This window comes from Nocardioides sp. (genome assembly GCF_036503465.1).
GTDB lineage: Bacteria > Actinomycetota > Actinomycetes > Propionibacteriales > Nocardioidaceae > Nocardioides.
Genome location: NZ_DASXWU010000010.1, coordinates 1 through 10,887, shown reverse-complemented (window position 1 = coordinate 10,887; position 10,887 = coordinate 1). Strand labels below are relative to the sequence as shown.

Below are 10,887 nucleotides of genomic sequence, written 5' to 3'. Positions count from 1 at the left end.
GGGGTGACCGAGCGGGCGAGGGCCGCGGCGTACGAGCCAGTCGTGTGCCACACGGACTTCCTCGGGCAGAACCTCCTCGTGGCCGACGGCCGGGTGGCGGCGATCCTCGACTGGGACTGGGCCGTCCTCGGTCCGCGGGAGCGCGACGTCTGGGTCGCCGCCGAGGGCGGGCACGGCCCGGAGCTCCTGGCGGCGTACGGCGCACGCGACCTCGACGCGACCCAGCTCGAGTACGCCCTCCTCGCGCGCGCGCTCGCCGACCTGGCCGGCCGGGTCCTCGAGGAGGTCGACCGGCCCGGTGTGGACACCTGGGGCTTCGACCGGATCACCCGGCTGGACGACGACCTCACGATGTTCCGGCCGTTCTGCCGCTAGCGTCATGGGCGCCAGCCGCGCCGTTCGCACAGCCAGTCCCACACCACCTCGCCCTGCCAGCGCTGGGCGTCTCGGATGTACGGCGAGGTCGACGGCACCGGCTCGTCCGCGCTCTTCAGGAAGTAGCCGCAGACCAGAGCGAGCACCCGGTCGAGGTGGTCGGCAGGTACGTCGCGCAGGAGCGGCCGGGTGGCGATCACCGCGTCGACGTCCAGCCCGTCGCCGCGGGGGCCGATCAGCAGGAACAGCGAGTCCAGCCACGCGGCCCCGGCGACCGGCCAGTTCCAGTCGCAGAACAGCGCCCGGCCGTCGGTGGTGAGCAGGACGTTGTCGTCGCGCACGTCGGTGTGCACCACGGTGTCGCCGACCACGACGTCCGCGAACGACGACGCCAGTGCGGCCGCCTCGTCCGCGTGCGGCAGGTCTGGGCGTCCGCGCAGCTCCTCCCAGAACGCCGGCCAGTCGGCGAGCTCCTCGGCGATCGGGTCCAGGCCCAGCTCGGCCGGCACCGGCGTCAGCCGCTTGGCCACCACCCCGAGCGCGTCGAGACAGAGGTCCAGGTCGGCTGCACGCCACGGCCTCTTCGGGGGCCTCGCCGCGACGTACTCCAGCCCCAGCACCACCCACTCGTCCTCGAACGACCAGAGGAGTCGCGGGGCGGGGACCGAGTCCGGGAGGGCTCGCATCTTGCGCGCCTCCTCGCGGTACGACGCGGCGAACATCCGTTGCGCGGCGTTGGAGGCCGCCTTCACGAAATGTCGCGACCCGTCCTCGCAGATGAGCACGGACGCGAAACCGGGGGTGAAACCGCCGCCCTGCGACACCGCCTCCACGATCGGCGAGCCGCACCGCTCCTCGACCTGCGCGCGTACCACCGGCGGCAGGTGTGACCACTCGAGGCGCTGCGCCGTCCGACCGTGGGGGATCGTGCTCGGGATGACGGTGGTCACCGCGTCATCCTCACCCACGTCCGGCACGGGGCGCGAGCCGGTTGCCACGACACGTGTACGCCGTCGCGAACGACTGACGCAGCTGTTGCTGACGTGGACGCTCACCGGCGTCGGCGGGCCCTTGTACGGTGACCGGATGACCAACCGTGACCACGAGCTCGACGTACTGTCCCGCGGCCTCGACCAAGCCGCCGCGCTGCTCGACTCTGTGGGTGATGTCGATCTTGCGTCGGCCACGCCCTGCCACGACTGGACCACCGCCGAGCTGGTCGACCACCTGGCCGCGTCTCCGTCGAAGTTCGCCCAGATGGTGCGCGGCGACGAGGTCGACTGGTCGGCGCCCACGCCGCACGTCGGTGACGACCGGGCCGACGTGTTCCGTGCGGGCTCCGACGAGCTGAGGGCGGCGTGGGACGCGGTCGGTGAAGGCGATGCCCCGATCTCACCGGACATGCAGTCGGCGGAGTTCGCGGTGCACACCTACGACCTCGCCATGGCTCTCGGCCGGCCGACGACCGAGCTCGACGCCGAGCTGGCCGAGCGCGGCCTCGCCTTCCTGCAGGACAACCTCACGCCGGACAACCGCGGCGCGGCGTTCCTGCCCGAGCAGGCTGCACCCGAGGGTGCCGACGCCTACCAGCGCATCGCAGCCTTCGCCGGGAGGACGGTCACGCCGGACAGCTGACGACGCCCGGCGTCCGGGGGTGAGCCGATTCAGTCGGCCACCTTCTCCAGCGCCGCGACGTCATGGACGAGGATCCGGCCGCGCCGTACCTCGATCAGGCCGTCGTCGGCGAGCCGCCGGAGCACCTGGTTGACCGAGGGGCGGGTGCCGCCGACCAGCTGGCTGAGCTCGTCCTGCGTCAGCGGGATCGTCACCTCGGGCGACGACGCGCGATAGATGGTGGCCAACCCCGAGAGCCGGCGTACGACGCGGCGTTCGAGGCTGTCGTACATCGCCTCCACGACCTGTGCCGACAGCTCGTCGACTCGCCTGGCCAGGATGCCCGAGACCAGGTGCTCGAGCCGCGGGTTCCGGTCACGGAGGTCGCGGAACACCCCGGCCGGGATGCTGAGCGTCCGGACCGCCTCGAGCGCGACGATGCTCGCCGTACGCCGCGGGTCGTCGCGTCCGAGTAGCGAGACCTCGCCGAAGTGGTCGTCGGGGCCGAGGATGTTGACGATCGCGCGCTCGCCCGCCGGAGTCGTCACCTGGACCGCGGCCCGACCGTCGAGGACGATGTGGAAGGAGTCCGCGACGTCACCTTCGTGCACGAGCACCTCGCGTCTCGCGTAGGTGTTGACCTTGCCGGCCCGGAGCAGGAGCTTCGCGTCCGGATCCGGCAGCGACTGAAGCACCTTCGGCACCTTCACGGCGGCCAGTCAATCAGGCGGGCGGCGAGTCGGGGGCGAGGTGCGCGCCGGTCGCTACCGTTTGCGCATGACCGTCGCTCCCGGCGTGGACGCCGCCCTCGGCCGCTGCGTCGAGGCCACCCGATCCCTCTTCGGTGCCGCGGCCTGCTCGATCGCACTGGTGGACGACGACGGCGGGACGCTGGAGTTCGTGGCCTCCGACGGGGCCGGGGCCGACGAGATCGTGGGCGTCACCATCCCGGTGAGCCGCGGCATCGCCGGCTGGGCGGCCATGTCCGGGCAGCCGATCGCCGTGCGCGACGTGCAGACCGATGCGCGGTTCGCGCGCGACGTGGCCGAGTCCACGCACTACGTGCCCACCGCGATCTACGCCGCGCCGATGGTCGACGCCGACGGCGAGGTGCTCGGCGTCGCGTCGGTGCTCGACCCGGTGGTCGACGAGACCAGCGACTGGACGCTGCACGTGCTCGGCACCATCGCCGGTCTGATGGCGCTGGTCACCACCGCCACCGCCGGCGCGGACCCGGCCGGTCAGCCGCTGGCCACCCTCGGGAGCGACGTGCTGCGGGTGGTCGAGTCCTGGCAGGCGACCGACCGCGGCGGGACGGAGTGAGCAACACCCCCGCCTGGTCGGCCGCCTTCGACCGGGGCTCGCTCGAGGAGGTGGTCGGGCTGCCGATCGACCGCGTCCGCGAGTGGGCGTTCGGCGGCTCGACCGGAGCCGACATCAAGGTCGCCGTCGTCGACAGCGGCATCGACGCCGACCACCCGCGCGTCGGCGGCATCGCCGGCGCCGTCGCCTTCGAGCTCGACCCGGACTCCGACCTGGGGTACGTCGACCGCGAGGGGCCGCACGACGACCTGGTCGGGCACGGGACCGCGTGCGCAGCCATCATCAGGTCGCTGGCTCCCGAGGCCGAGATCTACTCGGTGCGGGTGCTCGGAGCGAACCTCAAGGGGCGTGGCGCTCTGCTGCACGCCGGGGTCCGGTGGAGCGTCGAGCACGGCATGCAGGTCGCCAACCTCTCCCTGTCCAGCAAGTCCGAGACGATGTTCGGGCCCCTGCACGAGGTCGCCGACGAGGCGTACTTCTCCGGCACCGTCCTGGTCTGCGCGGCGAACAACCTGCCGGGCCCGACGTACCCCTCCCAGTACGCCTCGGTCGTCTCCGTGGCCGCGCGCCCCGGCGACGAGGAGATGGCGCTGGCCTACAACGCGCACCCGCCGGTGGAGTTCGGCGCCCGGGGCATCGACGTGGACGTCGCCTGGGCCGACCGCGGCTCCATCACCGCCACCGGCAACAGCTTCGCCGCCCCGCACGTCACCGGGATGGTGGCGCTGATGCGCGGCAAGCACCCCTGGCTGACGCCGCTCCAGGTCAAGGCGGTGCTCCAGGCGGCCAGCATCAACAGCGTGACCGGCTGACCGGTCGGCGTTCTCCGTTGTGTCAGGAGGCTGACAGACGGTGGTCCGCCCCGACGGAAAAGTGGCCCTCGACGCGGCCACCGGGGCCGGCGACCGAGGGAGAGCACGATGAGTGAGCAGGGCAGCGAGTTCTACGGCCTCGAGGTCGAGGACGCGGACGACGTCGAGGGCCACCTGATGTACCAGGTCGACGGCCCGGAGGACGACGACGTCGAGGGTCACATCCAGCCGCCGCGCGGCGACGACAGCGACCACGTGCACAGCATCGTCCGGTACTGACGACTTCCGTCGCTCGGCTGGGGGGACCGGCAGGCGGATGCACGGGGGACACAGGCGACGAGGAGGCCCAGGGGGGTAGGGCCTCCTCGTCGTGCACGCATGCCGCTCGGGGGCCCTCTGACGAATGAGGGCCGGACCGGCTCGCGTGAAAGAATCGACGCGATCGAATCCCCTGTTCTCGCGAAGGTCTGCCGTGCCCATCCCGTCCGCGCCCGCACCGGGTCGTACCGACCCAGCGGTCCTCCGGAACTTCTGCATCATCGCCCACATCGACCACGGCAAGTCGACGCTGGCCGACCGGATGCTGCAGCTGACGGGAGTCGTCGACGAGCGCAGCGCCCGCGCGCAGTACCTCGACCGGATGGACATCGAGCGCGAGCGCGGCATCACGATCAAGAGCCAGGCGGTCCGGATGCCGTGGACGGTCCAGCCGGACAACGAGCAGGGCGCGGAGCCCGGCATCTACGTGCTCAACATGATCGACACGCCCGGCCACGTCGACTTCACCTACGAGGTGTCACGGTCGCTCGAAGCGTGCGAGGCCGCCGTACTCCTGGTCGACGCCGCGCAGGGCATCGAGGCGCAGACCCTGGCCAACCTCTACCTCGCCCTCGGCGCCGACCTCCACGTCATCCCGGTCCTGAACAAGATCGACCTGCCGAGCGCCAACCCCGAGAAGTACGCCGAGGAGCTCGCCCACATCATCGGCTGCGACCCGTCCGACGTACTCCGGGTCAGCGCCAAGACCGGCGAGGGCGTCCCAGCGGTCCTCAACGAGATCGTCAAGCAGACGCCGGCGCCGGTGGGCGACGCCGACGCCCCGCCGCGGGCCCTGATCTTCGACTCGGTCTACGACACCTACCGCGGGGTCGTCACCTACGTGCGGGTCATGGACGGCAAGCTCAGCCACCGTGACCGGATCAAGATGATGTCGACCGGCGCGGTCCACGAGATGCTCGAGGTCGGGGTGATCAGCCCGGAGCCGGTGAAGGCCGGCGACCTCGGGGTCGGCGAGGTCGGCTACCTGATCACCGGGGTGAAGGATGTCCGCCAGTCCCGGGTCGGTGACACCGTGACCAGCCAGATCCACGGCGCCAGCACACCGCTCGGCGGCTACCAGCACCCCAACCCGATGGTGTTCGCCGGGCTTTACCCGATCGACGGCGACGACTACCCCGACCTGCGGGAGGCGCTCGACAAGCTCCAGCTCAACGACGCCGCCTTGACCTACGAGCCGGAGACGTCGGGAGCGCTCGGCTTCGGCTTCCGGTGCGGCTTCCTCGGGCTGTTGCACATGGAGATCGTGCGCGAGCGGCTCGAGCGCGAGTTCGACCTCGACCTGATCTCGACCGCGCCCAACGTCGTGTACCACGTGACGATGGAGGACGGCGCCGAGCACGAGGTCACCAACCCCAGCGAGTTCCCCGCGGGGAAGATCGACGAGGTGCGCGAGCCCGTCGTACGCGCCACGATCCTGAGCCCGTCCGACTACATCGGCACGATCATGGAGCTCTGCCAGGACAAGCGCGGATCGCTCCAGGGCATGGACTACCTGTCGGCCGACCGGGTCGAGATCCGCTACACGCTCCCGCTGGCGGAGATCGTGTTCGACTTCTTCGACCAGCTGAAGTCGCGCACCAAGGGCTATGCGTCGCTCGACTACGAGCCCACCGGCGAGCAGGTCGCCGACCTGGTGAAGGTCGACATCCTGCTCCACGGCGACACCGTCGACGCGTTCAGCGCGATCGTGCACAAGGACGAGGCCTACTCCTACGGCGTGATGCTGGCCGGCAAGCTCAAGGAGCTGATCCCGCGCCAGCAGTTCGAGGTTCCGATCCAGGCGGCGGTCGGGGCCCGGGTGATCGCCCGCGAGACCGTGCGCGCGCTGCGCAAGGACGTGCTCGCGAAGTGCTACGGCGGCGACATCACCCGTAAGCGCAAGCTGCTGGAGAAGCAGAAGGAGGGCAAGAAGCGGATGAAGATGGTCGGCCGGGTCGAGGTGCCCCAGGAGGCCTTCATCGCCGCGCTCTCCACGGGCCCGACGGGGGAGAAGTCGGGCAAGAAGTGAGCCAGCGGATCCCTCTCGGCGGACCCGACGCCGGTCATCGGGCGGTCGCGGTGGTGGTCCGCGGCAACAAGCTGCTGGTGATCGCCCGGAGGCTCGACGGGCGGGCGTACGCCGTGCTGCCGGGCGGCCGCGTCGAGCCGAGCGAGACCGCGGAGCAGGCCGCGGTCCGGGAGCTGGCCGAGGAGTGCACCCTGACCGGGACGTCGGCCCGGCACCTCTTCGACGGCGACCAGGGCGGTCGCTTTGCGTCGTACTTCCTGGTCGACGTCCCCGAGGGCGAGCCGGTGCTCGGTGGTCCCGAGGCCGACGCACAGTCGGAGGACAACCGGTTCCAGCCGTTGTGGGCCACCGCGGGCGAGCTCCCGATGCTCGGTCTGCTGCCCGAGGGCATCGGGGACCTGGTCACCGAGGCGGTGTGGCCGCTGCGCGTCGACCAGATCGGTCCCGAGGACTGGCCCCTGCTCGAGCGGCTGTGGCAGCTCTACCAGCACGACCTCTCGGAGTTCCGGCACAGCGCACCGGACGCCGAGGGCCTGTTCGACGCGGGCCGGCTCCCGGCGTACCGCGACGACCCCGACCGCGTCGGCTACCTCGCGCGGCTCGGTGACGTGCCGTGCGGCTTCGCGCTGGTGCGGCTGGGTGTCAGGCGGGATCGCCGGACGATGGGCGAGTTCTTCGTCACCCGCTCCGCCCGAGGCTGCGGTGTCGCCGCCGCGTTCGCCCGTGAGGTCCTCACCCGGCATCCGGGTGCCTGGCTGGTGCCGTTCCAGAACGAGAACCCCCGCGCCGCGGCCTTCTGGCGCCGGCTCATCGCCGAGGTGCTCGACGATGTCTCCGAACGACTCCTCCCGATCCCCGGCAAGCCCCACCTGCCCCCCGACGTCTGGCTCACCGGGGTCATGCGCTGACCCGGCTCTTGGCGACGCTGGAGAACGCTGACCCGGCTTTTCGCGACACTCGAGAACGCTGACCCGGCTCTTGTCCTCGGTGCATGCAAGAGCCGAGTCGACGCCGCTGGGTGTCGGCAAGAGCCGGGTCGACGCGGCTGGGTGTCGGCAAGAGCCGGGTCGGCGCGGCTGGGTGTCGGCAAGAGCCGGGTCGGCGGGTTCTGATGCAGCTAAGAGCCGGGTCAGCGTCTGGTGACGGTGACGGAGGTGAGGGGCAGGTCCAGGGCGGTGGAGAGAGCTGAGACAGGCTCGTCGAGCTCGGCCTTCCGGGGCTTGCGCGCGCCGGCGTACGAGGTGACCGCGAGGTGTCTCGAGCGGCCGGTGCCCTCGATCCGCCAGTGACCCCCGACCCGGCCGTCGACCAGCAGCGGCGCGAGCATGAAGCCGTTGCGCTGGTTCCACAACCGCTCGTTGTCGGCCGGGGTGACGAACCGGTCGCGGGCCTTCGGGTCGTAGCCGCAGAGCACGGCGTCGAACTCGGGGAGAAGCCGGACCCCGGGCAGCTCCCGGGGCGCCGGCGCATCGAGGACGTCGGCGTACGCCGAGCCGTCCGGGCCCTCTCGCCACGTCAGGTCGAGCCGGCCGAGCAGGTCATCGACCCGACGCAGCCCGAGGCCGGACCACCAGGACACGTCACGGCGGGTGGCCGGGCCGTACGACGCGACGTGCAGGCGCAGCGCCTCCAGCAGCGGGTCGTCCGGGACCTCGCGATCGGGAAGCAGCGCCGTGGCCGTGCGATAGCCGGCCGCGCCCTGACCCGACCACGGACCGCGGAGCGGTCGACGCAGCAGTCCACCGTGGCCGAAGGTGAGGTACCGGCCGAGTCCCCGGTCGATCGCCTCAGGAACCGTTTCGTCGTGCTCGCGCAGCCAGCCGCGGAGGTGCTCGACGAGCTCGTCCGGCGTGCGCCACACGTCGGCGGCGAACTTCTCCGTCGCCTGCCACAGCTCCTCGACGTCCGAGTGCCGGAGCGGCAGGTGTCGCCGCCACAGGCCCCGTTGACCGGCCCGGGTGGTCGCGTCGAGCAGGGCGTGGTGCTCCGCGGTGGAGGTGTGCACGGTGCCCCGGATCGTGCTCCCGCGCACGATCGCGTGCGCCTCGTAGGCCTCGGTCACGCCGTCGTGGGTGACGCCCGGCAGGCGCGCGCCCAGCGCGACGTACGGCGAGCGGGCGGTCTGCGACTGGATCGGTCCGATCCGGCGGACGGTCTCGACGACGGCGTCCACATCGACACCGCTGACGTCGGGGAACTGCCGGGACAGCGTCAGTCCGCGCAGCTCGTCCCAGTCGTACGCCGTCACGGCACCACCGTAGATTGAACGCCGTGTCGATCGTGCTGCCACCGGGCCTCGACGAGCAGCGCGAGCTCGGTCCGGACTGGGGGAGCTGGCTCGACGCGCTGCCGCAGACGTTCGCGGCCGTCATGGCCGACTGGGAGTTGACCCGCGACGGGGAGGATCTGTGGCACGGGTTCTGCTCGCTGGTCGCCCCGGTGCTGACCGCCGAAGGGACGCCCGCGGTGCTGAAGGTGAGCTTCGACGGCGACGAGGAGTCGATGCACGAGGCCGTGGCGCTCCGGAACTGGGACGGCGACGGTGTCGTCCGCCTGCTGCGGGCCGACCCCCGGCGGCGTGCTCTGCTTCTCGAGCGACTGCACCGACGCGACCTGACGGAGGCCTGGGACGTCGAGGCCTGCGAGATCGTCGCCGGGCTCTACCCGAGGATCCACCGCCCGGCGCTCCCGCAGCTGGCCACCGTGACGTCGTTCGTGGACCGCTGGCTGGACGACCTCGCCGCCCAGCCGCGCGACATCCCGGTCCCACGCCGTCTGGTCGAGCAGACGCTCTCCCTGGGGCGCGACCTGGTCTCAGATCCTGCCAGTGTCGGCCGGATCGTCCACGGGGACCTGCACTACGAGAACGTCCTCGCCGGCGACCGTGAGCCGTGGCTGGTCATCGACCCCAAGCCGATGTCCGGCGACCCGCATTACGAGCCCGCGCCGATGCTGTGGAACCGGTTCGACGAGTTCGCGGGCGACGTACGGGACGGCGTACGCCGGCGCTTCCACACCCTGGTCGACCACGCGGGTCTGGACGAGGCCCGAGCCCGCGACTGGGTGATCGTGCGGATGATCATCAACGCCCACTGGTCGGTCGAGGACGCCCAGCGCATGGACCGGGCTCTCCGCCCGGACGAGCTGGAGTGGATCACCCGGTGTGTGGCGATCAGCAAGGCGGTTCAGGACTGACCGGGGCCCTAGAGTGACCGCACCGGAGAACCAGAAAGAGGACGCGTGGCCATCGACCCGGTGATGATCGAGAAACGCCCGCGGTCGCTGGTGCACATGTTCCTGCGGCGCGTCGAGGAGTCACCGGACGAGGACGCCTATTACTACCCCGTCGAGGGCGGTTGGCAGGAGTCGACCTGGGGGCAGACGCACGAGCTCGTCGAGGGGCTCGCGGCCGGCCTGCTGGCACTCGGCATCGAGCCCGAGGACCGGGTCGCGGTGGTCGCGAGGACCCGCTACGAGTGGGTCCTCGGATACCTCGCGACCCTCTGGGCCGGCGCCGCCGTGACCGCCGTCGATCCGGACGCCGACGACGGCACGCTTGCTCGGGTGCTGGCCGACTCGGGCGCACGGGTCGTTCTCGCGGAGAACTACGACGTCGCGCTCGCCCTCTGGCGGATCCGCGCCCGCATCCGGGACGTGACCAGGGTGGTCCAGATCGACGGGGACTACCCCGACCCGCGCGTGCTCACGCTCGAGGGCCTGCTCGCGCTCGGACGCGAGCATCTGGAGGCGCAGCCGCGAGCCCTGTCGCAGCGGTTGTACGCCGTACGCCGGCCGGGGCTGGCGGCGCTTCCTTACGCCGACGACCAGCGCGGGGGCCTCCGCGGCGTACGACTCACCCACGCCGCGCTGACCTACCAGGCGACCGCCGTCGCGGCGCTCGGGGAGCTGAGTGACGGGGACCTGCTGTACGTCGCGCTGCCGCTCTCCACGGCGTACGCCCAGGCCCTGCTCGGGATCCAGCTGGCGTGCGGCTTCCCGACGGCTCTCGAGGGGAGGCCGGATCATTCGGTCGCCTCCCTCGCCCTGGTCCGGCCGACGTTCGTCGCGGCGACGCCCGCGATGCTCCAACAGGTGCGGACCCGGATCGAGGAGAACCAGCGACGCGGAATGCTGCGTCGGCAGAAGTCGATCGACAAGCGGGTGCGGGTCGAGGTCCAGGAGACGTTCGGAGACCGGCTGCGCTTCGTGGTGGTCGCGGGCGGAGGGATGGACGCCGACCTCGCCGACTTCTTCGAAGGGAACACGATCACCGTGGTCGAGGCCTACGGCCGGCCCGAGACCGGTGGCGCCGTCAGCGTCGCCCTGCCCGGCGACGCGGGGAGCCGTACCGCCGGCCGGCCGCTGCCGGGCACCGAGGTGCGCATCTCCGACCGCGGCGAGATCGAGGTCGCGGGG

General features: G+C 71.6%; 12 protein-coding genes. 9 read left to right on the top strand and 3 right to left on the bottom strand.

Annotation, left to right across the window (positions count from 1 at the left end; genetic code table 11):
* Window positions 1-375, top strand: a 375-nt coding sequence (locus VGK78_RS00990) for a phosphotransferase (RefSeq protein WP_331525382.1), incomplete at its 5' end; no start/stop codon positions are given.
* Window positions 376-377: 2 nt separating this feature from the next.
* Here the strand turns inward: VGK78_RS00990 and VGK78_RS00985 are convergent.
* Window positions 378-1,325, bottom strand: a complete 948-nt coding sequence (locus VGK78_RS00985) for a phosphotransferase (protein WP_331525381.1) — start codon at window positions 1,323-1,325, stop codon at window positions 378-380.
* Window positions 1,326-1,461: 136 nt separating this feature from the next.
* On the opposite strand from VGK78_RS00985, the gene VGK78_RS00980 reads away from it, so the two are divergent.
* Window positions 1,462-2,010 carry a maleylpyruvate isomerase family mycothiol-dependent enzyme gene (locus tag VGK78_RS00980; protein ID WP_331525380.1) on the top strand — a complete coding sequence of 183 codons (549 nt, stop codon included), beginning with the start codon at window positions 1,462-1,464 and terminating at the stop codon, window positions 2,008-2,010.
* A gap of 29 nt (window positions 2,011-2,039) precedes the next feature.
* Here VGK78_RS00980 and VGK78_RS00975 read toward each other — a convergent pair whose 3' ends face one another.
* Entirely contained in the window at window positions 2,040-2,699 is a 660-nt protein-coding gene (locus tag VGK78_RS00975; protein WP_331525379.1) for a Crp/Fnr family transcriptional regulator, read from the bottom strand.
* A 67-nt stretch (window positions 2,700-2,766) separates the two neighbouring features.
* On the opposite strand from VGK78_RS00975, the gene VGK78_RS00970 reads away from it, so the two are divergent.
* The 5 genes from VGK78_RS00970 (at window position 2,767) to VGK78_RS00950 (ending at window position 7,379) form a co-directional block, all read left to right on the top strand.
* Complete coding sequence (locus VGK78_RS00970) at window positions 2,767-3,312, top strand: GAF domain-containing protein (protein WP_331525378.1); 546 nt, start codon at window positions 2,767-2,769, stop codon at window positions 3,310-3,312.
* Window positions 3,309-4,124, top strand: a complete 816-nt coding sequence (locus VGK78_RS00965) for a S8 family serine peptidase (RefSeq protein WP_331525377.1) — start codon at window positions 3,309-3,311, stop codon at window positions 4,122-4,124. Before VGK78_RS00970 ends, VGK78_RS00965 begins: the two co-directional genes overlap by 4 nt.
* Window positions 4,125-4,232: 108 nt before the next feature.
* Window positions 4,233-4,403 (top strand): hypothetical protein, encoded by a 171-nt coding sequence (locus VGK78_RS00960; protein WP_331525376.1) that lies wholly within the window; start codon window positions 4,233-4,235, stop codon window positions 4,401-4,403.
* A gap of 199 nt (window positions 4,404-4,602) precedes the next feature.
* The gene (lepA, locus tag VGK78_RS00955; RefSeq protein WP_414690611.1) at window positions 4,603-6,471 is read left to right on the top strand and encodes a translation elongation factor 4; all 1,869 of its coding nucleotides are present in this window, start codon (window positions 4,603-4,605) and stop codon (window positions 6,469-6,471) included.
* The gene (locus VGK78_RS00950; protein ID WP_331525374.1) at window positions 6,468-7,379 is read left to right on the top strand and encodes a GNAT family N-acetyltransferase; all 912 of its coding nucleotides are present in this window, start codon (window positions 6,468-6,470) and stop codon (window positions 7,377-7,379) included. Before lepA ends, VGK78_RS00950 begins: the two co-directional genes overlap by 4 nt.
* A 221-nt stretch (window positions 7,380-7,600) precedes the next feature.
* Here the strand turns inward: VGK78_RS00950 and VGK78_RS00945 are convergent, their stop codons facing one another.
* Window positions 7,601-8,719 (bottom strand): DNA glycosylase AlkZ-like family protein, encoded by a 1,119-nt coding sequence (locus tag VGK78_RS00945; protein ID WP_331525373.1) that lies wholly within the window; start codon window positions 8,717-8,719, stop codon window positions 7,601-7,603.
* A gap of 23 nt (window positions 8,720-8,742) precedes the next feature.
* Between VGK78_RS00945 and VGK78_RS00940 the strand changes: the two genes are divergently transcribed.
* Together VGK78_RS00940 and VGK78_RS00935 are read left to right on the top strand one after the other, a co-directional pair.
* Window positions 8,743-9,666 (top strand): aminoglycoside phosphotransferase family protein, encoded by a 924-nt coding sequence (locus tag VGK78_RS00940; RefSeq protein WP_331525372.1) that lies wholly within the window; start codon window positions 8,743-8,745, stop codon window positions 9,664-9,666.
* A gap of 45 nt (window positions 9,667-9,711) precedes the next feature.
* The coding region (locus VGK78_RS00935) for an AMP-binding protein (RefSeq protein ID WP_331525370.1) at window positions 9,712-10,887 on the top strand (1,176 nt) is incomplete at its 3' end.